Consider the following 22998-nt stretch of genomic DNA (forward strand, 5'->3'; position numbering starts at 1 on the left):
TCTTTTCCTCGTACCCCTGTTGATGAATTTTACTGTTATAACTCCTCCTAACTGTAAAAAACCTACACTTGTCAGCCTTACTAAGGGGAGGGGTAAAGCGTATGTAGGACAAGCATTTGAGCTTAAGTTTACACCAATGACAGCTATGCGCCCCTACTAACGTGTTTGTATCCAAAAGAAAACCGCTATACAACAAGTACTAACGGTCAACTAATATATTCAAGTCTTGCCTCAATTTTAAATCTTGCGCTATTACCAACTAGTAGTTTTGGCAACAGGAGAAACTATTGGAACCTCTTTAAGGATCAGAATTTACTGATCTTTTTTGTTGTAATATTGCCCCAACATGGCCGATCGCTTTGGATCAAAATCCCATTTATGGGGCACGGTTTGACGTGCCCCTATTAGGGCATGAGCCAGAATAACGCCGTTCATACCAGTACCTATGGGGTGTCTAGTAGATTAGCTGTTGCGGGTGAATCGATGCTGGGCATTTCTACTGTGGAGTGGTGGAACAAAGTTTCCAGATAGACTCGAGCAGCACGGCGATCGCTATCCCCATTTTGGAGTAAAAACAATGATAGTGCCGCCGTCAATACCCTATTTTCATCCCAATCAGGATGGGTTTCTAAGTAGTTTTTTAAGGATTCGTGGAGTGTTTCGGGAATTTCTGTAAAGATGCTAACCGTTGATTTCATGAGATTTTCCTCCTATGAGGATAATCAAGAGGGACAAGTTGCTTGCGGTAAAGCAGCCTATGGCTTCCTCACCACTCTTTTGCTAGCCCGACAATCTGCATCCACATCTCAGGTAATATATTTTACACATTTGATGCCAACGGTTGAACGAATTACAAAAGCAAGCCGAATCATTGTGCGCCAAGAGGGGGTGGGTTTGTCAATGCTGCGAAATGTTAAAAACGGATGTATAAAAAATAAATACGAACGAAATAATCAGCATTAGAGTCTATTTTTCGTTACTTTACTTTATAAAAACTCAGTCCTTGAAGTTCTTTACCACTGTTAATTAACAATCCCCAGCCAGAGGGTAAGATGCCCATTAGCTCGTAGTCAACCTGTGGAAAACTGCTAAAATCCCTGTGGAAACCCTGTGGAATGAGGGAGAAAAATAGCAGCCAATGATAAGAATTACAAAAATGTCACCAAACTATGACATTTAAACTCGTGAAATTAGCTTCTCAATCTCAGCTATCATCATGGCTGCCCTCGATACATCCCCAAGTCTGGATTTTCGCAATAGGTAGATTTCTCTCGGAAGTTGGCACCGGCTGTACCCTGTTTTACGCCCCCATCTTTTTTGTGAATGAAGTTGGTTTATCTGCAACCAGTGTTGGGTTAGCCTTGGGTAGCGCCTCGATTTCCGGCATTGTCGGGAGGATTGTAGGTGGTTCATTGGCTGATTCTGAACACTGGGGTCGCCGCCGCACTTTGTTGCTAGCGACGGCGATTTCAGCAATTGCTTCTCTGGTTTTAGCTGCAACCAATGATTTTACTATTTTGGTAATTGGTAGCTTGATTAGCGGTTTAGGAATAGGTTTCTATTGGCCGGCTGCTGAAGCTGTTGTTGCTGACGCTAGCCAAATTGACAATCGCCGCGAAACTTTTGCGATCGCTCGACTAGCTGATAATCTTGGGTTAGCGATCGGAATTGTACTTGCTGGGTTTTTGATCGCGATAATTGGGAGTTATCGATGGCTATTTGTCATTGATGCCATCTCTTTTTTGGTATTTTTTGGGGTTGTCTATGTGGGACTTAGTGAAACCGAACAACAGCAGATAGGGAAATCTGAAAAGATAGAACTTTTTGCTTCTTGGATGGCAGTATTAAGCGATCGCCGTTTCCTGGTCTACATAGCAGTTAATATATTCTTTACAATCTATATTTCTCAAATCCACAGCACCTTGCCGCTTTACTTCAAAAACTTTGTTATAAAAAGTACTACCGAAGGATTTGCTCAAACTACGATTAGTGTTTTATTTGCTTGGCATCTGGTGTTCGCCATTATCTGTCAGTTGCCTGTTACCAGTGTGTTAAAACGCTGCTCACACACACTTGCACTCACTGTCTCCGCCATTCTTTGGGCAATTGGTTTTGCCCTCATTTGGGTAAGCGGCACTGCCCCATCTCATCATCTAGTTTGGGCAATATTGGCATTAGGAGTATTTGCTGTGGCGATTGTTTCCTACAACCCATCTGCTGCCTCTTTAGTCACTGAGTTAGCCCCGGAAAATCAACGCGGCGTTTATTTTTCCATCAACGCTTTATGCTGGGCTGTTGGCTCTTTTATTGGTCATCCCTTGGGTGGATGGGCATTAGATCAACCACAAATTATTACTAATAGTTTATGGTTAGGCTTTATCTTGAGTGTGGCGATCGCTGTGGCAATTTTACAGTATCTCAATCGAATTTTGGCCGAGTAATCACCAAAATGGTATTATGCTCATGTTTAGCGATTTTATAGGGAGTTGAATCATAGTGGTACGTTGATACAACAAACGGACAAATCATTTAAATCGCTGTGATCGGGCTAAAAGTCCGATAAATTTTGATTTTTTGTTTGTTGTCATAATCTACTATGAATATTCCTGCTTCGTATATCGAAAAAATTGGTGCTATCTATCCCAATATCTCTGTTGAGCATCTTGACTTTAATCAAGATGGAATGGTTAATGATGTGGTGATTGTTAATCATGAGCTTGTATGTCGTTTTGCCAAAGATGACTGGGGAAAACAGGTACTTTCCCATGAAGCTAAGGTATTAGAAGTGGTGCAAAAATATGTTGAACTGCGAGTTCCCCACTTTGAACACCTGGAAGAAGGCTTTGCTAGCTATAGATTTATTAAAGGTGAACCACTATCTCGTAACACCTTGCTGAAGCTGAGTGATGCATCACAAGAGCATATCATCTTCCAACTAGCTAGATTTCATCAACAATTACACAGCATCCCAAATGAAGTTTTAGTTAATGCTGGGGTGTCTTCTTCTGGTGCAGAACGTTCCCGTGAAGATTGGTTGCAGTTGTATGAGCAACTTCAGGAAACTCTCTTTCCTCACCTGTGGCGTCATCAGCAAACTTGGATACACGAACTTTTTGCACCCGTAATTACAGGTGAACTTGACCTCAGCTACACGCCCGTACTGATAGATGGCGACAAGCCAGTGTATCACATTCTATTTGACCCGATTTCAGAAAGCATCAGCGGTCTGATTGATTTTGGTACGGCTGGTTTGGGAGATGCAGCTTGTGATATTGCAGTGCAACTCGGTAATTACGGAGAAAGTATTGTGCGGCGTATGGAAAGCGACTATCCGATGTTACCAGATGTCATCGACCGGGCGCGTTTCTGGGTGGGGACACTTGAACTTCAGTGGGCTTTAGCTGGAGTAAAGTTTAACAATATCTCATTGTCGTTAGCACATATTGGTTTAGCCAGAGAGGTTCAACCTTTAGGTACACCCTTAAGTTAACCCAGCATAGCCAATCAAAAACGGCACACTTGTTTAATTTTAGAGACTGGCGAAGTTAGGGAAGAAAGTTTTGTATTTACTTCCCCGACTCGCTCATTTATTTGCCTATATTATTTACTGACGACGTTCTTGCAACTTTCGATACACCGATTTCAAATCAACTTGATGGTGAGCTAAGGCAACCAAAGTATGATAAAGCAAATCAGCCACTTCACCTGCGATCGCATCTGCTTCATCATCCTTAAAGGCCATTACCACCTCAGCAGTTTCCTCACCAATCTTTTTCAAAATTTTGTTATCACCACCTGCGAATAGTTTACAGGTATAAGAACTTTCAGTAGGATTATCGCGGCGATCGCATATTATTTGAAATAATTGCGACAATGTATCCCCTGGCGGTGGGGCAATTTTCCCTTCTATTTGGTGAAAGCAGCTGCGTTCTCCAGTGTGGCAGGCAACATCTCCTAATTGCTCTACGCCTATGAGCAGCGCATCACTATCACAGTCATAACGGATACTTTGCACTTTTTGAATATGCCCAGAAGTTGCTCCCTTGTGCCACAATTCTTGCCGGGAACGGCTCCAAAACCAAGTTTCTTCAGTTTCCAAAGTCTTTTGTAACGACTCTTGATTCATCCACGCCATCATCAAGATAGTACCATCCAAATAATCTTGGACAATTGCAGGCACCAGACCCCGTTCATCGTAGCGAATTTCCTCAACGGGGATGGTGTAATGCAGTGAGCGCGAATCGTTAGAAGACATACCAGCTAGTTTGCTCTAATGAGAATAATTTATGGATTCACGATACCATTCTGAATAGAGCAACTGGCATGTTTTTTTTATTGCACTATCTTATCTAGCTCTCAACAAGAGCATTTCGTTCCATAGCAGACTGCATCTTTACAGCACTCAACGCGACTTTGTGAGCTTTTGAGGCTTCACCATACCAATGAATTGCCGAGTTAAAAGCTGCTCGGTAAAGATCCTGGTATGCTTCAGATAATCGAGTTTGAATATCTAGAGGCAAGTCTTTATTCGACTTGTATAACATATTGTTATTTTTTGGTTCAGCTATTTATATAGGATAGAAATTCTAAGCAGTTTTTGACCCTATCCTAAGATAGAGCTTTTTATTGCCCACTGTTAGGAGAGAACCTTGGTAAATACCACAATTAAAACAACAAAATCACAAGAAGTCTTCGCCGCTGCTCAAAACCTCATGCCAGGAGGAGTCAGTTCTCCTGTTCGTGCCTTTAAATCTGTGGGCGGACAACCCATCGTTTTTGATCGTGTTAAGGGCGCATATATTTGGGATATAGATGGCAACCAATACATAGACTATGTAGGTACTTGGGGCCCAGCTATTTGCGGTCATGCTCATCCAGAAGTAATTGCAGCGTTGCATGAAGCTTTAGAAAAAGGTACCAGTTTCGGTGCTCCCTCAGTCCTAGAAAATGTTTTGGCAGAAATGGTCATCGATGCCGTTCCTAGCATCGAAATGGTCAGATTTGTCAACTCTGGAACTGAAGCCTGTATGGGAGTTTTGCGACTGATGCGGGCTTTTACAAAACGAGACAAAATCATCAAGTTTGAAGGGTGCTACCACGGACACGCCGATACTTTTCTAGTGAAGGCAGGTTCTGGTGTTGCGACACTTGGTTTGCCAGACTCACCAGGAGTTCCGAAAGCGGCAACTAGCACCACTCTAACTGCGCCTTTCAATGACCTAGAATCTGTCAAAGCGTTGTTTGAAGAAAACCGTGACGAGATTGCTGGCGTTATTCTTGAGCCAGTTGTTGGTAATGCTGGATTTATTGCACCTGACGCGGGTTTCCTAGAAGGATTACGCGAACTAACTCACGAGCATGGAGCGTTATTGGTATTTGATGAAGTGATGACAGGCTTCCGTATTGCTTACGGTGGCGCTCAAGAAAAATTTGGCGTTACTCCCGATTTAACAACCTTGGGTAAGGTGATTGGTGGTGGTTTGCCAGTAGGAGCTTATGGCGGTCGTCGAGATATTATGTCAATGGTTGCCCCGGCCGGCCCCGTATATCAAGCTGGGACTCTTTCTGGTAATCCTTTGGCGATGACTGCTGGTATTAAGACTTTAGAATTGCTGCAAAAACCAGGTACTTACGATTATCTTGAGCGGATTACTAAAAAGCTAGCAGATGGTTTGCTGCAAATTGCTAAAGAAACTGGTCATGCAGCTTGTGGCGGTCAAATCAGCGCGATGTTTGGCTTATTCTTTACCTCTGGCCCAGTTCATAACTACGAAGATGCGAAAAAGTCTGATACAGCTAAATTCGGACGCTTCCATCGGGGTATGTTAGAGCGTGGTATTTACTTAGCACCCTCTCAATTTGAAGCTGGGTTTACCTCTTTTGCTCACACTGAAGAAGACATTGAGCAGACTTTAGCGGTTGCACGGGATGTAATGTCTAGTCTGTAATGCAAACCTAGTCAAAGTAGGGGAGCAAATGCATCGCGGTGAGTCCAGCACAGTAGTACTCATACGTGTCAACTTAAGTTAAAACTCCTTTAAAACCTTGTTCCCAGTCGGAAACTGGGAACGAGATAATCTCTAAAAGCTTCTAGACTGGCTTTCACGTTAAGTTGACACCAATGCCTTGAAGACAGATATGGTTTGTCAAACCACTCATATTTGCTCTTGCGTGTCAATGGGTAAGTCATGCAATGTTCTTACAAAAAAACCGTCCAAAACTAGCATCTGAACGGAATTTTTTGGTATTAATATTTAATGCCAACCTAGTCTTCTACAGGTTGCACTGATACCGAAAAACTACAAGTCAGGAGGTAAAATAACCTGATCAATTGCGTGGATTACACCGTTGCTGCCTGTGATATCTGCCTGAGTAACTTTAGCATCATTGACAGTTACACCAGTAGCCGGATCAACTTTAACGTTGATTGCGCCGCCTTCAAGGCTTTTAACTTCACCAGATTTCAAATCAGTGGACAATACCTTACCAGACACTACATGGTAAGTTAAAATCTTGAGCAATACTTCTTTGTTGTCTGGTTTTAACAATTCTTGCAAAGCATCTTGTGGCAACTTAGCAAAAGCTGCATCAGTGGGTGCAAAAATAGTTAAGTTATCTTTGCCTTGCAAAGCCCCAGTCAACCCTGCTGCCTTTAAAGCCTTAGTTAAGGTGGTAAAAGAAGCATTTGACTCTGCCAACGCTAACAAGTTTTTACCTTGATTGTCAGCTGCCCCTGGTCCTGGTGGAGTTGTAGTAGGTGTCTCAGTGGGTTGAGTTTCCGGGGTACTACGTGGGGTGCGGGGTGTTGGTTCACTAGGTGTAGCACTACCGCCCCGGTTATAAGGAGGCTCGTTGAAAATACTTGGTCTGGGATTTGTTTTACCACTTTGCTGCGCTACTTGTTGGCGTTTGGTATTGCCTTTTTCTATTGGGGAAGCGTTTGCTTCAAGCCGTTGACCCTGATTATAAGGGGCTTCGTTGAAAATACTGGGGTTAGGATTTAGTGCGGATTTCGCATCAGATGGTAGGGTAATGAGAAGGTTGAAACTAGTAAATCCTGCTATGCCTGCCAACGTGGTCAGCAATTTGCTGTAATTTGTCTTCATAAATTTTGTTTGTCTTTTTTGTCCACACATTACATAAAGATTTATAACATTTTGCTATGCACAAAATCTAACCGAAGAGGGAAGTAACATTATTCCTCCGAAGAGTTTGTATTGACGAGGTTAAATATATAACCTCGACTCACGCTTAACAGATAAAATATACTTAGCATACATTTCATGTAAATTGAGCAGATTTTCTCCATCACACCAAAAGGAGTTAAAAAGCCTCACTTGATATATCGTAAATTCTAAGAAAGTGGAAAAATCTCACATTTACAAGTTATGAATTATGACAAGCTTTGTTACAGAATGCAATTAAAGTAAAATTTTATACGAGTCTGTATATGATTTAAGAGTTGCTAAAAAACCTGAGTTATATATTTGACAGGGCTATGATGTCAAAATCCTCATTAATTTACTCAGCAAAAGTACACAAATTAAGTACTTAAATATCTTAAGTAGGCTAACCAGTTACGGAAATTAAAGTAACTGCTGAAGACTAAGACTTAGGGGTTCAATTGTTTTATGTATACCCAATTAAATTATTTAATTATTTGATAACTCAGGTATAAGTTCAATCTTAATGTCAATTAGATAGATAATAAGCAACTAATGTTAAGAAAAATTACTTTAACTAAAGATACAATTGTAAAGTTAAGAAGTTGACCAGTTATAAGGTAGACAACATGTTGGAATTATACCAATGGGAACTATCTCAATACTCAGAGAAAGTGCGCCTAATTCTAGATTTTAAAGGACTAGATTACCGCAAAATAGAGGTTACACCTGGTATTGGACAAGTAGAACTGTTCCGGCTGACTGGTCAGAAACAAGTCCCAGTATTAAAGGATCGGAATAAGTATATTGCGGATTCTACGGAAATAGCTAAGTATTTAGACTTAGAATATCCCGATCGCCCGATAATACCGCAAGACCCTAAAAAACGGGGTTTAACTTTATTAATAGAAGAATGGGCTGATGAGTCCATAGGTATCAAAGGTCGCAAAGCACTATTTGCAGCCATAAGTCAAGATCAAAATTTCCGCAAATCTTTATTACCCACCTCAACACCAGATATATTTAAAAGTCTGGTTGAAGGTGTACCTACTGACTTACTGACAGTGATGGGTTTTGGCGTAGGTTATAGTCCAGATGTGATAAAGTCAGCGATCGCATCCTTAAAACAAGACTTGGAAGCGGTAACGTTATTATTGGCAGATAGTCCTTATTTAACTGGAGATGAGCCGACTTTAGCTGACTTGGCAGTGGCTAGCTTATCGATATTGCTCAAGTTCCCGTCTGGCCCTTATTTGGATTTACCAGCTTCTATTAGAGGTAAAGGATTGCCAATCTTCGCAGAGAATATAGATTATGAACCATTCTTTACCTGGCGCGATCGCCTTTACGCCCAGTTTCGTAAACCATTAATCAGTACCACTCCACCAACGGGAAGTGCGCCAACTTCAATTCAGATTGACTAAGTAATGGGGCATTAGGCATTGGGCATGGGGGAAAATAACTAATGACTAATGACTAATGACTAATAAAATGAATTCGGGACAGCCATTAGGTTCGGTTATTCAAGGTTCTCTAACTGAAGGTTTAGAAGTACGATTGCATCCTGACATTTCTGTGGAAGATATGCGGGTAGGTAAGTTCCTCGTTGTGCAAGGGATGCGATCGCGTTTTTTTTGTATGCTGACAGATGTAGCATTGGGAGCTGCTAATGCACGAATTATTGCTAATCCCCCCAGTTGGGAAGACACTTTTTTACGAGATGTTTTAGCCGGAAGTGGTACATACGGTACTATCAACCTCGCACCGATGTTGATGTTCACTCCTGAATCGGAAGAATCTTTCTCCCCCACAAACGGCAAATCGACAAACCCCTTCCTCCCATCGGTGACGGGCTTGGCTTCATTTGTGCCCCAAACCAGTACTACGATGGAATTGCTGCCTGTTAAAACTATTCCCAGCCACTTTAGCCAAGTTTACGAAGCAAGTGTTGACGATTTTCGCCGGGTATTTGGTTGGGAAGATGACCCCCAAAGGCGCAATTTTTCCATCGGCAAACCTTTGGATATGGATGTGCCAGTTTGCATCGATTTAAATCGCTTTGTAGAACGGAGTAATGGGGTTTTTGGGAAATCTGGTACTGGTAAATCTTTTCTAACACGGCTACTTTTAGCTGGGGTTATCCGTAAAAATGCGGCAGTAAACTTGATTTTTGATATGCACTCTGAGTATGGCTGGGAAGCTGTTGCAGAAGGGAAGAACGTAAATACAGTTAAGGGTTTAAAGCAACTTTTCCCCAGCAAGGTAGAAGTTTACACCCTCGACCCAGAATCGACAAAGCGCCGGGGTGTGCGTGATGCTCAAGAACTCTATCTGAGTTACGAGCAAATTGAAGTTGAAGATATTAAGTTATGTAGTCGAGATTTAGGACTCTCTGACGCAGCCTTAGATAACGCCAATATTTTATATAGCGAGTTTGGCAAGTCTTGGATTGTCCAGTTGCTGAATATGACTAATGAAGAAATCGAGATGTTTTGCGACGAGAAGCGCGGACACAAAGGCTCGATTATGGCATTGCAGCGCAAACTATTACGGATGGATAGCTTGAAGTACATGCGAGCGGTTTGCCCCCAGAATTATATTAGTAAAATTGTCCAGTGCCTGGAATCTGGGAAGAATGTTGTGATAGAATTTGGTTCCCAGTCTAATATGCTCTCTTATATGTTGGTGACGAATATGATCACCCGACGTATTCACGAGCATTACGTCAAGAAAGCAGATAAATTCCTGCAAAGCAAAAACCCGAGCGATCGCCCGACGCCATTGATGATTACCATTGAAGAAGCGCACCGTTTCCTTGACCCGGCTATCGTCCAAAGCACTATCTTTGGGACTATTGCCCGTGAATTGCGGAAGTATTTTGTCACACTTTTGGTAGTTGATCAACGTCCATCAGGAATAGATAATGAAGTTATGTCCCAGATTGGGACTCGCATTACCGCTTTGCTTAATGACGAAAAAGACATTGACGCGATTTTTACGGGTGTATCTGGTGGTAGCGGACTGCGATCGGTATTGGCAAAGTTAGACTCTAAGCAACAAGCTTTAATTTTGGGTCATGCCGTTCCGATGCCAGTAGTAGTACGTACCCGTCCTTACGACGCAACATTTTACGAAGAAATTGGTGAACCAGCCTGGGAAGAAAAACCTGACGCAGAAGTATTTGCCGCTGCTGAACTCGCCAAAGCTGACCTTGGATTTTAGATTGTCATTTGTCAGTTGTCCTTTGTCCTTTGTCCTTTGCAAATGAACAATGCTTCTCTACGAACGCGAACAGCGTGTCGGACACAGAGATTGCGCCAACAACTTACCTCGGCTTTGCTCGGCACGAGTCACTCAGTACAAATGACAAATGACCAATGACCAATGACTAATGCCCAATTCGTAACATCCCTCCATCCTCACAGCAAATTTAGTTCGGTTATCCGGCTAGTTTTTGGCAACAGAAGAGGAGTTTTTAGCGTCACTATAGATATAGTCAGTAATTTCAAGGAAGTTTAATTTTTTTGCAAACGGGCAACTTTGAATTATAATTAGAAGCTTTATCTTAAGATACTTTACTATCTGCCTGATTTATCGTACTATAAAGCTAAGTGGAACTCATACCGACTTCGGATTTTCAGCCACTGTCAGTAACTGCCTAAAGAAGAATTCTCAAAAACAACCAGCGTGCTTATATAAAGATTGAAAATTTAGGAAAGGTAGGGGAACCTATCATTGGGGGCTTACCGTCTGGACAACGGCTGCATCAATTGATAATTACTTTTGATAGCTTCCGATATTTTGTGATAGATTTACTACCTTTCCCTAACCATTTTAGTAAGAAAATATACTTTGTGTTTACGGAGTAGAGGAAAACGCACCAATGCCTACTGTCAACACCCAAACGGAAAACCTCAATACCAAATTCACGGCTGATATGGTGCGAACCTATCTGCGGGAAATTGGTCGTGTACCACTGTTAACCCGTGAACAAGAGATTGTCTATGGGAAGCAGGTACAACAAATGATGAAGTTCATCGACGCCAAAGAAGCTTTGGCGAAGCAATTGCACCGCGAACCGAATATGTCAGAGTGGGCTGATCATGTTCAACAATCGGAAACCGAGGTGCAACAAACGGTGGCGCAAGGTAAACGGGCAAAGCAAAAAATGATCGAAGCGAATTTGCGCTTGGTTGTTGCTATTGCTAAAAAGTACCAAAAGCGGAATATGGAATTTCTGGATTTAATCCAGGAAGGAACACTAGGATTAGAGCGGGGTGTGGAGAAATTTGACCCAATGAGGGGTTATAAGTTCTCAACTTACGCTTACTGGTGGATTCGCCAAGCGATTACCCGAGCGATCGCTCAACAAGGTCGCACCATCCGGTTACCGATCCATATCACCGAGAAACTGAATAAAATCAAGAAAGTGCAGCGCGAATTGGCTCAAACCTTGGGGCGATCGCCCACTCCAGCGGAAATTGCCAAAGAGCTGGAATTAGAACCTGCTCAGATCCGCGAGTACCTGAACATGGCGCGTCAACCAGTGTCTTTGGATGTTAAAGTTGGCGATAACCAGGATACTGAGTTGCAAGAAATGCTCGAAGATAGCGGCCCATCGCCAGAGTATTACACCAACCAGGAATTTTTACGCCAAGACTTGAACAACCTGCTAGCAGAGCTAACTCCACAACAGCGAGAAGTTTTAGCCCTACGCTTTGGTTTAGAAGATGGTAACGAAATGTCATTGGCGAAAGTTGGTGAGAGATTGAATCTCAGCCGTGAACGCGTCCGCCAGTTAGAGCATCAAGCTTTGGCTCATCTGCGTCGCCGTCGTGCCAATGTTAAAGAATACGTTGCTAGCTAAAACGAGAGACGCAAAATGCCGCGTCTCTACACCACCTTGGTGATGCGCCTCCTGAATTCAGGGGGCGATTTTTTTATGCTGAAAACCAGGGAAAATATTTGGATTTCACATTTCACACTGTATTTATACGGTGATGCATCTGAGAAAATAGTGTCAGTAATTTTTATTTATTAAAAAGTAAAAAACAAAATGCCAAAAAACGATGTTAATTGAGAACCTTTAATTTCTGATTAACCTCACCCAATGGGATGAATCTATTGGATGAAGAATAAAGACTCTAACTGATGGTAATCTAAGATTGTTGAACTAAATTAAATAAAAACTTTAGTTTTTGACAGTTTTCTTTTTTGGACAATAGTAATATAAGTCGTTAACAAAGTCTTTGACAATTAAGACTTGGTTATGATGTAAGTAAGTTCTAGAGAACTTAGTTAGTTTTTTAACAGGAGAAGTAGGGTGCTTAACAACCTTCATCAGTTCTTATCTCCCCGTCAGTGGGGAATTTCCCTCGCGGGCTTAGGCTTACTTCTCGGTTTGGGCTGTATAGCCAAGCAAACTCAAGTAGTATCAGTTACAGATTCTGCATTATCATCGGCTCAGATTCAGAAAACCTCCGAAAACTCTCTTTTGTCGCAGCTAAGAAGAGTTAGAGAGCAGAGAAGTCAACTGAATGCAGCTTCAGGAGATAGAGGGCTTTTTGTCCATAAGAGCGGAAAAACATTACCTACAACCACAGCGTTGGTTCCAAGTTCTCAGGGAGCTACAAAAGGGGCAGAAGTTTTACCAAAAGCAGTTTTTCCTGTAAAAGATGGGGTTTACCTCTATGGTCAATCCCCAAAATCTAACCAGCTTGGTCAAGGTTACATCATATTTCAAAAGCAGCAGAATAAGGTAACGGGTGCATTGTATATGCCCCAATCAGAGTTTAATTGTTTTCAGGGTACACTCAACCCATCAGGAGAGTTGGCGATGACGGTTAATACTTCGTCAAATGAAGCCAGTTCTGCTCAGTCGAATCAGGTAGCTGCAAGCAATAGATTGCCTCAAGTCGGTGAAGATGAGTTAAACTCTTATGCTTACTCGGTGGCTTTGCAAGACTTTCATCGCTTAAATTCCATCACTGCTAGCGATCGCCGCGCATTGGAAATGTGCAAGTAATCTTCAAGTTAATACTCAATTCCTGGTTGCGCTTTAACGCCTTGATCGCGGAAAGGGTGCTTAACTAGGGTCATTTCCGTTACGAGGTCAGCACGCTCAATTAAAGCAGCTGGTGCGCCTCTACCTGTGAGAATAACGTGCTTATTAGCTGGTTTTTGCGCCAAACCTGCTAAAACATCATCTACTTCTAAGTAAGACATTTTGAGGGCAATATTAATTTCGTCTAACAACACCAGATGAAAGTCTGGGTTGCGGATGTATTCTAATGATTTTTCCCACGCGGCGCTAGCTTTATCAAGATCGCGATCGCGGTCTTGAGTTTCCCAAGTGAAGCCTTCGCCCATTGCGTGAAATTCTATTTGGTCTTCCCAATAACTGAAAACCCTTTTTTCTGAAGGTTCCCAACTACCTTTGATAAATTGGACGATCGCAACTTTATACCCGTGACCAAGCGATCGTAACACCATCCCCAAAGCCGCAGTAGTTTTACCTTTACCATTACCAGTATTTACAATAATTAATCCTTTTTCTGGCACAGCTTGCGCTATGCGTTGATCCTGTACTTCCTTACGCCGCTGCATCTTTTTGCGATACTGTTCATCAGTCAGAGATGAAGACATTACTTCATCAATCAAGCGCCCAATCTCTTGGTCTTGGTTTAATTCTTGTGGTGTATCGTTTTTCATCAACCTTGTGTGCAAATAACTATTAAAACTTTCGAGAATGAACTGAAATTAAGTGTATTATCCAATTTTACTGAAATTACATAATTGGATATGTCCAGTAAGATTTTATGGGAAAATATTGATACCGTGTTAGCTTTTTTAACATCATTGGCAGACAACTAAGTAAAACTCTATGATATACAAACTCAGCTTATAATTTGAGTTCAATATTGATATTTTAAATAATTTAATAGGTTTATTAAATCACTTTACTGATAAAATTCTGTCTTTTCCTTCGACAGGTCAGTTGGGTAAAGTAAAAATTATCATTTTATCACTTATTTAGAAAGTGACATTAATTTTACTAGGGGTACTTTTATATAAATCGAGTTACTAAAACAGTATAATTACTCTCCCTCATCATCTGATTCATCATCTTCACTCCAATACTGTTGAGGTGCATTTCCGTGAACTTCTAAAATCTTTGGTTTTTTGATTTTATTATCAGGCGGATTAATTGCTTCTAACTGTACATCAAATTTCCAGTTATCACCAAAATCATAAAGATAGGTCATTTTAGCACCTGGTTCTAGAGATAAATCACCAATCTGCACTTGGTCGGCAAATGGAGGAGTTTCCAGGTACGGATGACCTATTTTGATAGTACGACCAAAACGATCTTTATAACTAAACTCATACAAGTGGTCGTAGTCAAAATCAAAAGCATCGAGAATTATTTCTGCTAGCCAGCCTAATGATTTCTTCGCTGGTATGGCAATGCGTCTCCAAACTTGAGAAATAGACACTTTAAAAATATAAATACCATCAATAAAGCCTTGCTTTGGAACAAATAAATTATGCTCCCATTTTGGAAAAAATGCTTGAAAATGTGACTGCAATTTTCCAAAAGTTACATTGACATCATCCTGCAATTCTCCTCGTATACCTAGCGGAAATAGTAATTGCAACAGAGCATCACCAAAGGGCAAGCGTTGTAAACTAGTAATGCGCCACCCCTTACCTTCTTGTGGTTTTCCTTGTTTGATAGATAACAATCCAAATAATTCTAACAGGGCAACATTATGCAACCCAGGGTAATAACTAATATTGTGTTGGTCTTCATATTTAGGAAACTTTAAACCTTTATCTGGAACGCGGGGCCAAAGTTGAATACATCTAAATAAATTCCCGAATGAGTCTTGATGCTCACCCAAAATTTCGTTATTTCCCCAAATTAACCAGGCTTCTAATAAGTTGAAATAGCGTTCTGTTAAGTTGAGATTTGACCATGATTCTAAGGTAGCTGCGTCTAATACTAAAATTTGCTTCTTACCTTGGGATCTAATTTGGGCTATCCCAGAACTGCGTAATAACAAATATAGTCCATTAATGTAGGGGTATGATTTCTGTACAGGGCGTTTGAGTTTAATTTCAATTGGGTGACTTAACCGAGAATTAACTTCCGATAGTACTTTAAGTGGTAAAAGGTTATTAACACTACTAACTTCCACTCCATTTGGTTGCAAGAAATCTATCAAAGTTTGAAAATCATGCAGAATCGTACCGGGTTGATTTTCATCAATGCTGAGTTCTTGTAGAAGTTTTTGTTGTGACTCTGTTAGGGAAGGCAGTTCAGGATTGAGTGTACGTTCTAGTCGTGCGAATAAATCTTCCATAGATAAAAATTCTAAATTCTAAATTCACCATTTAACCTTCCGTAAAACCCTGTTCTCTTTATACTATGACTTCAGCAGTTACCCTAAAAATATTGACTCGCCAAGTGTCATAGCAGGACTATCAACACCGTAAGCTTAATGTAATGTGAATAATAATATTTTCACCTTCTACTTGACAATTTCAGGAATTTGATATGAATAGTAACACTCGTCTACAGATGATTTTAACTGATACACGTATTAATACAGTATTACCTGCGATCGCTCAACTAAATTTACCTAACTGGTGGTTAGCCGGGGGTGCAGTCCGAAACACAGTTTGGTCTTCAATTTTTGGTAATGAGTGTGGGTTAGGTATTAAAGATTTTGATATTGCATTCTTTGATATAGAGGGAAACCGTTCTCAGGAACTAGCAGCAAAGGCGACTCTTACAGAACAATTTCCTCATGACCAGTTTGATGTCAAAAATCAAGCCAGTTTTGCTCGTTGGCGGCTTGGTAGCAGACCCTACACTAGTACAGAGGATGGCATCACAGATTGGCTGCACACTGCTACTGCTGTGGGAGTTCGGCTAGATACACAAGGCCAATGGCAATTTTTTACTCCCTATGGGTTAGATGACTTATTTGATGGCATTATTCGACCTACGCCAGCACATACTCATAACCTAGATGCTCACAATAAAGCTTCTGGGTTTTTACAGAAGTGTCCTTATCTGCAGTTAGCGTAAAAGTTACAGTCGGGCTGTAGACATTGGTTTTTGTTACAAGGTTAATTTATAACCCTTAGATACGGGATCTCAATGTTAATAATTTTCTACGTACTGGGAATAATTAAAATAGAACCCCTTTGATGACAAGACGAGGGGTGATGCTAATTTTGTAACTTGATAGTCAAAAATCAATGCCAAATCGTACTGGATACCAAATCAACTCGACTCTCCACGAAGGAATCCAAACAATTATTTATCAAACACAAACCCCAAAGACGCAACAGCGAGTTATCCTCAAGTTGCTTAAAAATGAATACCCTACCCTCGAAGCCTTTACTCGCCTTAAAAATGAGTATCAAATTCAGCAAACTTTAGACCATCCCAATATAGTTAAAGCCATTAGTTTGGAAACCTTTGATAATCGTGTAGGACTGTTGTTAGAAGACTTTGGTGGTCAATCTTTAGATCAACTTCTACAGACAGAAAAACTTGACTTAATTAAGTATTTAAACATTGCTATTCAACTGACCAAAGCTATAGATTATTTGCATAAACACCAGATTATTCATAAAGATATCAAACCTAGTAACGTCATCATTAACTCCCAGACAGGTATTGTTAAACTCACTGACTTTGGTATAGCATCCCGCCTCAATAAAGAAAATCCTCAGTTTACTAATCCTAACTGCGTTGAAGGCACACTTGCCTATATGTCTCCTGAACAAACTGGGAGAATGAATCGCATTCTCGATTATCGCACTGACTTTTATTCTCTTGGTGTGACTTTGTATGAAATGCTCACTAAGAAAACACCATTTTTTAGCCAAGACACCCTAGAAATAGTTTATAGTCACATTGCTGTTCAACCAATAAAACCGCAGACATTAAATCCAAAAATTCCTGCCGTCGTCTCAGAAATTGTCATGAAGTTGATGGCGAAAAATGCGGAAGACAGATATCAAAGTTCCACAGGATTATTAGCAGACTTAGAATTATGTCTCAACCAGTTAGAAACTAAGGGTACAATTAATGATTTTGTTCCAGGTCGTTTAGATATCTTAAGCCAGTTATTAATCCCACAAAAATTATATGGTCGTGAAGAACAAGTTAATGAACTCTTAGCTGCATTTGAGCGCGTTACATCTGGAACTAGTGAAATGATGCTAGTCTCTGGTTATTCTGGTATTGGCAAATCAGTTCTAGTCAACGAAGTTAATAAACCCATTACTCGCAGACAAGGTTACTTTATTTCTGGTAAATTTGATCAATTAAAGCGAAATATCCCTTATGCTTCTTTAATTCAAGCTTTTGCTTATTTAATGCGGTATTTGCTGACTGAAAATAATGAAAAAATAGAAACATGGCGGAATAAAATTCTATCAGCTTTAGGAACAAATGGAAAAGTTATTACTGAGGTAATTCCAGAAGTAGAGCTAATCATTGGTACACAGCCTGAAATTGCCCAAATTGGTGCAACAGAATCACAAAATCGCTTCAACCGTGTTTTTAAAGAATTTATCCAAGTTTTTACCCAAAAAGAACATCCTTTAGTCATATTTTTAGATGATTTACAATGGGCAGATTCAGCTACATTGAATTTAATTCAACTGCTCATAACTGATACAGACAGCAAATATCTGTTATTTATTGGGGCATATAGAGATAATGAAGTTAGTCCGGCACATCCTTTAATCCAAAAAATAGAAGAAATTAAAAATAGTGGCACGGTTGTCAATAATATTGTCTTGCAACCTTTAAATTTAGGGAATGTGACTCAGTTAGTTGCAGACACTCTACAGGACACAGAAGTTAATCATGATTCCGAAAACAGAGTATTAGACAATCAAATTATCCAACTAGCTGAATTAATTTCTAACAAAACAGGTGGCAACCCATTTTTTATAACACAACTAATTCAAGCACTTCATCAAGAAAAACTTTTAACATTTGATTTCATTAATGCTAAATGGCAGTGGAGTCTAGAAGATATCCAATCAATTGGAATTACCGATAAAAATGTAGTTGAATTAGTTGCAAGTCGAGTTCAAAAGCTACCAAAGTTTACCCAGGATGTTTTAAAATTAGCAGCTTGTGTAGGTGATAGATTTAGTCTGGATGTTTTATCGATAGTCAATGAAAAATCAGCTTCATTGACCGCAAATGATCTACACTCGGCTTTGCAAGCGGGATTAATCTTGCCTTTAAGTGAAGCTTACCGTATTCCTTTAGTTTTTAATCAAGAAGAAGCGGTTAATTTAAATTTCGATACCTCACGTGTGGGTTACAAGTTCTTACATGACAGAGTACAACAAGCAGCATATTCGTTGATTCCAGAAGAACAAAAGAAATCGACTCACTTGAAGATTGGGCAATTGCTTCTCCAAAATATACCTAAGGAGGAAATAGAATCTAACATTTTTGATATCGTCAATCAGTTGAATGTAGGTATTGTTAACCTGATAGAGCAATCTGAAAAAACTGAATTGGCACGATTAAATTTAATTGCAGGAAGAAAAGCTAAAGCTTCTACAGCTTACGAAGTGGCTCTTAAATACTTCACAAATGGGATAGAACTTTTAAATATAGACGCTTGGCAAACTGAATATACCCTAACCATAGGTTTATATGAAGGAGCCGCAGAGGCAGCCTATCTGGGCGGTAATTTTGAGCAGATGCAACAATGGTCTGAGGTGGTGCAGCAAGAAGCCAAAATCCTTTTAGATAAAGTGAAAGTCTATGAAGTACAGATTATCGCTTCTATCATTCAAAGCAAACAATTGGAAGCTATCAAAATAGCAGTATCAATTTTGCAATTGTTAGGAATAAGTTTTCCAAGTGAACCAACATCATTTGATATTCAGCAGGGGATGGATGAAATCGCTGCTTCTTTGAAAGGGAAAGCCATTGCAGATTTAATTGACTTACCATTAATGACCGATCCTAACAAGATTGCAGCCATGAGAATCTTAATGGGAGTTCTTCCTGCGGCTTTTCAAACTGCTCCTGCAATGATGCCAATTATTGTCTGTAAAATGGTCAATTTGTCCTTAATGTATGGCAATACGGCTGTATCTGCCTATGGTTATAGCCTTTATGGATTGCTCCTTTGTGGAGTTCAAGGAGAAATTGATTCTGGCTATGAATTTGGTAAATTAGCTTCACGTCTGGTATCGCAATTTAATGCTGAAGAACTCAAGGCTAAGATTTTAACGGTTGTTAGCGCTCATGTTATGCATTGGAAAGAGCATGTTAGGGAAACATTAACATCATCAATGGCAGGATATTCTAGTGGTCTAGAAACTGGAGATTTAGAATATGCTGGCTATTGTGGTTACATTTATCCTTATCATTCATTTTGGCTGGGTAAAGAACTTTGGGTTCTAGAAAAAGAACTGATAGCTTATTGTGAATCGCTGAAAAAAATTAATCAACAAGTAGCTTTAACTTGGAACTTAGTATATTTGCAAACAGTGTTGAATTTGAAAGGAAATTTTGAAAAGGTGGACTGTTTAATTGGAGAATCCTACGACGAGCAAAGGATGCTACCAATTCATCAGCAAGTAAATGACCTTTACACAATTAACCATCTATTTGTTAATAAACTAATGCTTTCTTACATATTTGGAGAGTATTTTAAGGCTGTAGAAAATGCTGCGATCGCAGAAAAATCTTTAGGTGGTGTTACAGGGTTGTTTGTTGTTCCACTGTTCTATTTTTATGATTCTTTAGCCCATTTGGCAATATATCATACTGCTAAAGAGTCTGAGCAGCAAGCTATTCTGGAAAAAGTCCAAGCTAATCAGCAAAAGATGGAACTCTGGGCTAATCATGCTCCAACGAATCACTTACATAGATTTTATCTCGTGGAGGCAGAACGTTATCAGGTTTTGGGTCAAAAGCTTGAGGCAATGGACTACTATGAAAACTCTATTGCAAAATCTCAAGAAAATGGTTTTCTCCAAGAGGAAGCTTTAGCCTATGAGTTAGCAGGAAAATTTTATCAATCTTTAGGTAAAGAGTTAATTCATCAAACTTATATAACTAAAGCCTATTATGCCTATATTCGTTGGGGTGCGATCGCTAAAGTTAAATACTTAGAATCAAAGTATGTTTTTCTAGTAGGACAAACTAATACGATAGAAACTACTACTTCAAAAATAGATACAATTCATCTTACCACTACCACGACTACTAATAGCAGCTTGAGTGATTTTTTGGATTTTAATGCATTCATCAAGTTTTCGCAAGCGATTACCAATGAAATTATTTTAGAAAATTTGTTGAGCAAGCTAATCAAAATTTTACTAGAAAATGCTGCTGCACAAAAAGCAGTACTACTTCTACTTAAAGATAATCAACTATATATCGAAGCTTCTGGAAATCTTACTGACGATGTAGTGACAGTTTTACGCTCTATTCCTGTTGAAACCTATCAGGATTTACCGCTATCTGTAATTAATTACGTTTTTCGAACTCAGCAATATCTTGTATTAAATGATGCAATATCTACAGAACCTTTTAACCTTGATATTTATATTCAAGAATCTAAAATAAAATCAATCTTTTGCTTGCCCATTATTTACCAATCACAGCTTACAGGTATTATTTATTTAGAAAATCAGATATCATCAGGAGCTTTTGTCCCAGAAAGGGTAGAGGTGTTAAAAGTCTTGGTTTCTCAAATGGCTATTGCCATACAAAATGCCCGATTGTACACAAGAGAACAAGACAAATCTAGAGAATTAGAACAGTTAATAAAAGATTTCCAAGAGGCACAACTACAACTTATCCAAAGTGAAAAAATGTCTTCTTTGGGTAATTTAGTTGCAGGTGTAGCACACGAAATAAACAATCCGGTTGGTTTTATTACAGGTAGTATAGTCCAAGCAAAAGATACTGTTAAAGATTTAATAGGGCATCTGCAACTGTACCGAGAAAAGTTCCCAAATCCTGGTGCTGAAATTGAAGAAAAAGCCGAAGAAATAGATATAGATTTCCTGCTAGAAGATTTACCAAAAATGATTGATGGTATGACAGTAGGGACACAGCGCATTCGTAACATTAGTACTTCCCTTCGTACTTTTTCACGGGCTGATACTACCTCTAAAGTATTAGCTAATATCCATGAAGGTATTGATAGTACTTTATTGATTTTACAGCATCGCCTAAAGGCTGATCATAATCGTCCGGCAATTAAAATCATTAAGCAGTACGGAAATATCCCACTAGTCAAATGTTATTTAGGACAATTGAATCAGGTGTTTATGAATGTTATTGCAAATGCAATTGATGCTTTAGAAGAAGCAAATATTGGTCGTAGTTTTATAGAAATTCAAGACAATCACCCTAATACTATTACTATTTTCACTAAGATAGATGAAGATAATAATCTGATAATTAAGATTCAAGATAATGCTAAGGGGATGTCAGAAGAGGTTAAAGCCTGTATCTTTGAAAATTTATTTACTACTAAATGTGTAGGAAAAGGTACAGGATTAGGATTATCTATTAGTCGCCAAATTATAGTAGAAAATCACGGTGGAAGTTTGATTTGTGAATCAGTGTTGGGACAAGGAACAGAATTTATAATTTCTATTCCCGTTTTGGGAGAATAATTTCTCATGCTAGAGACGCATTAGCAAAGCTATATCCGCAGATACGCGACTTTTCAAATAAGTCGTGTATTTTTCATATCACGAATGTTTAAATATTGCTATAGTAATTCTATTTTAGTTGGAAAAACTTGTAAAGCAAAGGTTATTTACTTTTTCATAAAACTATGCAAATGATAACTTTATTACTTAATCAAATCAACACAAATACAGTGATAATTAATACTCAGAATTTCATGATTCATCTGTTATAAATAATTACATACATCAAATCTTGTACTATTTTTCTTGTTTACTAGTAAATTAATTTACTAGCTGATATCAAAGTAAGCTCTCGCTAAATTCCCAAGGATTTTAGCCAAGTTTTTATGATCTAACAAGTCCAGCAAAAACTTGAGTTTACAGCAAGTACAAGATACGAAAATTGTAAAAATTAAGGTGGTCATCCTGTGGAAAAGAGAAGAGAAAGTGGGCGAATAGTTCCAAAGGCTATCTCGTGTTTGTTAAATCGTATAACTTTGATTGTGCTTGCAGTCACTCTTGTGCTGTTTATTGGAGGTAAGTTTGAACTAGCAAGTGCATCTCAACCTAACGCAGAATTAGAAATTCAAAAATTAACATCTTGTTACGCGTTAGGAACTGATGCTATTGGTAGAGGAAATCTCCTAGAGGGAAAGAATATTTATCGGGATTGTTTTACTCAAGATGCAGTCCTCACTGCCATTTTTCCTGATGGGGCGAGTGAAACACGTTTTGGAACAGATTCTTGGGCAGATTTTGTCTATTCAGTATTCCAAGGAAATGGTTATACAGCTACCCAACACTTGATAGGTACGATAAACATTTCAGTTCAAAATAATCAAGCAACGATGACCTCTTACCTCCATGCAACTCACAAACGTTCGGAAACCAGCATTGATGTTGCTAATGGTACTTATGAAGATGAAGTTATCAATAAAAATGGGCGCTGGAAAATTCGTAAACGTACTCTCAAACTCATCGATTTCTTGAATCTTAGTTCCCCAACTACTGCTTCCTCAAGCACTAATGCCCGAAGCACTAATTCCTCAAGTACCTTGGTAATACCAAATATACCTCGCTTAAAGTAGTAATCCTTTAGAGATGAGATTTGGATAAGTATTCT

The 22998-nt window shown here is 39.4% G+C and carries 16 protein-coding genes and 1 pseudogene; 11 read left to right on the forward strand and 6 right to left on the reverse strand.

Annotation, left to right across the window (positions count from 1 at the left end):
- Window positions 1-506: 506 nt before the first annotated feature.
- Window positions 507-698 (reverse strand): annotated as a pseudogene (locus tag ACEYW6_RS18560) (DUF2811 domain-containing protein); the annotation flags it as partial.
- Here ACEYW6_RS18560 and ACEYW6_RS18565 point away from each other — a divergent pair.
- The 3 genes from ACEYW6_RS18565 (at window position 697) to ACEYW6_RS18575 (ending at window position 3490) form a co-directional block, all read left to right on the forward strand.
- Complete coding sequence (locus ACEYW6_RS18565) at window positions 697-963, forward strand: hypothetical protein (RefSeq protein ID WP_412980889.1); 267 nt, start codon at window positions 697-699, stop codon at window positions 961-963. The pseudogene ACEYW6_RS18560 and the gene ACEYW6_RS18565 sit on opposite strands and share 2 nt — an antisense overlap.
- A 206-nt stretch (window positions 964-1169) precedes the next feature.
- Window positions 1170-2441 carry an MDR family MFS transporter gene (locus ACEYW6_RS18570; protein ID WP_412980890.1) on the forward strand — a complete coding sequence of 424 codons (1272 nt, stop codon included), beginning with the start codon at window positions 1170-1172 and terminating at the stop codon, window positions 2439-2441.
- A gap of 155 nt (window positions 2442-2596) precedes the next feature.
- The gene (locus ACEYW6_RS18575) at window positions 2597-3490 is read left to right on the forward strand and encodes a phosphotransferase family protein (protein WP_412980891.1); all 894 of its coding nucleotides are present in this window, start codon (window positions 2597-2599) and stop codon (window positions 3488-3490) included.
- Between the two features lie 114 nt (window positions 3491-3604).
- Here ACEYW6_RS18575 and hisIE read toward each other — a convergent pair whose 3' ends face one another.
- Both hisIE and ACEYW6_RS18585 read right to left on the reverse strand, forming a co-directional pair.
- On the reverse strand, window positions 3605-4255 hold the full coding sequence (gene hisIE, locus ACEYW6_RS18580; RefSeq protein WP_412980892.1) for a bifunctional phosphoribosyl-AMP cyclohydrolase/phosphoribosyl-ATP diphosphatase HisIE: 651 nt from the start codon (window positions 4253-4255) through the stop codon (window positions 3605-3607).
- Window positions 4256-4349: 94 nt separating this feature from the next.
- Complete coding sequence (locus tag ACEYW6_RS18585; protein WP_190894859.1) at window positions 4350-4544, reverse strand: ChaB family protein; 195 nt, start codon at window positions 4542-4544, stop codon at window positions 4350-4352.
- Between the two features lie 105 nt (window positions 4545-4649).
- Between ACEYW6_RS18585 and hemL the strand changes: the two genes are divergently transcribed.
- Window positions 4650-5948, forward strand: a complete 1299-nt coding sequence (gene hemL / locus ACEYW6_RS18590) for a glutamate-1-semialdehyde 2,1-aminomutase (protein WP_190894858.1) — start codon at window positions 4650-4652, stop codon at window positions 5946-5948.
- Between the two features lie 351 nt (window positions 5949-6299).
- Here the strand turns inward: hemL and ACEYW6_RS18595 are convergent, their stop codons facing one another.
- Complete coding sequence (locus tag ACEYW6_RS18595; protein ID WP_412980893.1) at window positions 6300-7106, reverse strand: fasciclin domain-containing protein; 807 nt, start codon at window positions 7104-7106, stop codon at window positions 6300-6302.
- A gap of 686 nt (window positions 7107-7792) precedes the next feature.
- Here ACEYW6_RS18595 and ACEYW6_RS18600 point away from each other — a divergent pair.
- The 4 genes from ACEYW6_RS18600 (at window position 7793) to ACEYW6_RS18615 (ending at window position 13188) form a co-directional block, all read left to right on the forward strand.
- Entirely contained in the window at window positions 7793-8587 is a 795-nt protein-coding gene (locus tag ACEYW6_RS18600; protein WP_412980894.1) for a glutathione S-transferase family protein, read from the forward strand.
- Window positions 8588-8654: 67 nt separating this feature from the next.
- Window positions 8655-10385 carry a helicase HerA domain-containing protein gene (locus ACEYW6_RS18605; RefSeq protein ID WP_196510751.1) on the forward strand — a complete coding sequence of 577 codons (1731 nt, stop codon included), beginning with the start codon at window positions 8655-8657 and terminating at the stop codon, window positions 10383-10385.
- Between the two features lie 661 nt (window positions 10386-11046).
- A complete protein-coding gene (locus ACEYW6_RS18610) occupies window positions 11047-12030 on the forward strand; it encodes an RNA polymerase sigma factor, RpoD/SigA family (protein ID WP_196510729.1) in 984 nt (327 codons plus the stop codon).
- A 456-nt stretch (window positions 12031-12486) separates the two neighbouring features.
- Complete coding sequence (locus tag ACEYW6_RS18615; protein WP_412980895.1) at window positions 12487-13188, forward strand: hypothetical protein; 702 nt, start codon at window positions 12487-12489, stop codon at window positions 13186-13188.
- A gap of 8 nt (window positions 13189-13196) precedes the next feature.
- Here ACEYW6_RS18615 and cobO read toward each other — a convergent pair whose 3' ends face one another.
- On the reverse strand, window positions 13197-13874 hold the full coding sequence (cobO, locus tag ACEYW6_RS18620; protein WP_412980896.1) for a cob(I)yrinic acid a,c-diamide adenosyltransferase: 678 nt from the start codon (window positions 13872-13874) through the stop codon (window positions 13197-13199).
- Window positions 13875-14260: 386 nt separating this feature from the next.
- Entirely contained in the window at window positions 14261-15529 is a 1269-nt protein-coding gene (locus ACEYW6_RS18625; protein WP_412980897.1) for a plasmid pRiA4b ORF-3 family protein, read from the reverse strand.
- A 194-nt stretch (window positions 15530-15723) separates the two neighbouring features.
- Between ACEYW6_RS18625 and ACEYW6_RS18630 the strand changes: the two genes are divergently transcribed.
- The 3 genes from ACEYW6_RS18630 to ACEYW6_RS18640 all read left to right on the forward strand — a co-directional run bounded on the left by ACEYW6_RS18630 (window position 15724) and on the right by ACEYW6_RS18640 (window position 22963).
- Window positions 15724-16260 carry a nucleotidyltransferase family protein gene (locus ACEYW6_RS18630; protein WP_412980898.1) on the forward strand — a complete coding sequence of 179 codons (537 nt, stop codon included), beginning with the start codon at window positions 15724-15726 and terminating at the stop codon, window positions 16258-16260.
- 173 nt (window positions 16261-16433) lie between these two features.
- Window positions 16434-21857, forward strand: a complete 5424-nt coding sequence (locus ACEYW6_RS18635; RefSeq protein ID WP_412980899.1) for an AAA family ATPase — start codon at window positions 16434-16436, stop codon at window positions 21855-21857.
- 539 nt (window positions 21858-22396) lie between these two features.
- On the forward strand, window positions 22397-22963 hold the full coding sequence (locus ACEYW6_RS18640) for a nuclear transport factor 2 family protein (protein WP_412980900.1): 567 nt from the start codon (window positions 22397-22399) through the stop codon (window positions 22961-22963).
- The last annotated feature ends 35 nt before the right edge of the window (window positions 22964-22998 follow it).

The sequence above is a fragment of the Nostoc sp. UIC 10607 genome (assembly GCF_047228265.1).
GTDB classification, from domain to species: Bacteria; Cyanobacteriota; Cyanobacteriia; order Cyanobacteriales; family Nostocaceae; genus Nostoc; species Nostoc foliaceum_A.

Coding starts and splice junctions, on each gene's coding strand:
- ACEYW6_RS18565 (WP_412980889.1), top strand. CDS start 697: ATGAGATTTTCCTCCTATGAGGATAATCAAGAGGGACAAGTTGCTTGC.
- ACEYW6_RS18570 (WP_412980890.1), top strand. CDS start 1,170: ATGACATTTAAACTCGTGAAATTAGCTTCTCAATCTCAGCTATCATCA.
- ACEYW6_RS18575 (WP_412980891.1), top strand. CDS start 2,597: ATGAATATTCCTGCTTCGTATATCGAAAAAATTGGTGCTATCTATCCC.
- hisIE (WP_412980892.1), bottom strand. CDS start 4,255: ATGTCTTCTAACGATTCGCGCTCACTGCATTACACCATCCCCGTTGAG.
- ACEYW6_RS18585 (WP_190894859.1), bottom strand. CDS start 4,544: ATGTTATACAAGTCGAATAAAGACTTGCCTCTAGATATTCAAACTCGA.
- ACEYW6_RS18595 (WP_412980893.1), bottom strand. CDS start 7,106: ATGAAGACAAATTACAGCAAATTGCTGACCACGTTGGCAGGCATAGCA.
- ACEYW6_RS18600 (WP_412980894.1), top strand. CDS start 7,793: ATGTTGGAATTATACCAATGGGAACTATCTCAATACTCAGAGAAAGTG.
- ACEYW6_RS18605 (WP_196510751.1), top strand. CDS start 8,655: ATGAATTCGGGACAGCCATTAGGTTCGGTTATTCAAGGTTCTCTAACT.
- ACEYW6_RS18610 (WP_196510729.1), top strand. CDS start 11,047: ATGCCTACTGTCAACACCCAAACGGAAAACCTCAATACCAAATTCACG.
- cobO (WP_412980896.1), bottom strand. CDS start 13,874: ATGAAAAACGATACACCACAAGAATTAAACCAAGACCAAGAGATTGGG.
- ACEYW6_RS18625 (WP_412980897.1), bottom strand. CDS start 15,529: ATGGAAGATTTATTCGCACGACTAGAACGTACACTCAATCCTGAACTG.
- ACEYW6_RS18630 (WP_412980898.1), top strand. CDS start 15,724: ATGAATAGTAACACTCGTCTACAGATGATTTTAACTGATACACGTATT.
- ACEYW6_RS18635 (WP_412980899.1), top strand. CDS start 16,434: ATGCCAAATCGTACTGGATACCAAATCAACTCGACTCTCCACGAAGGA.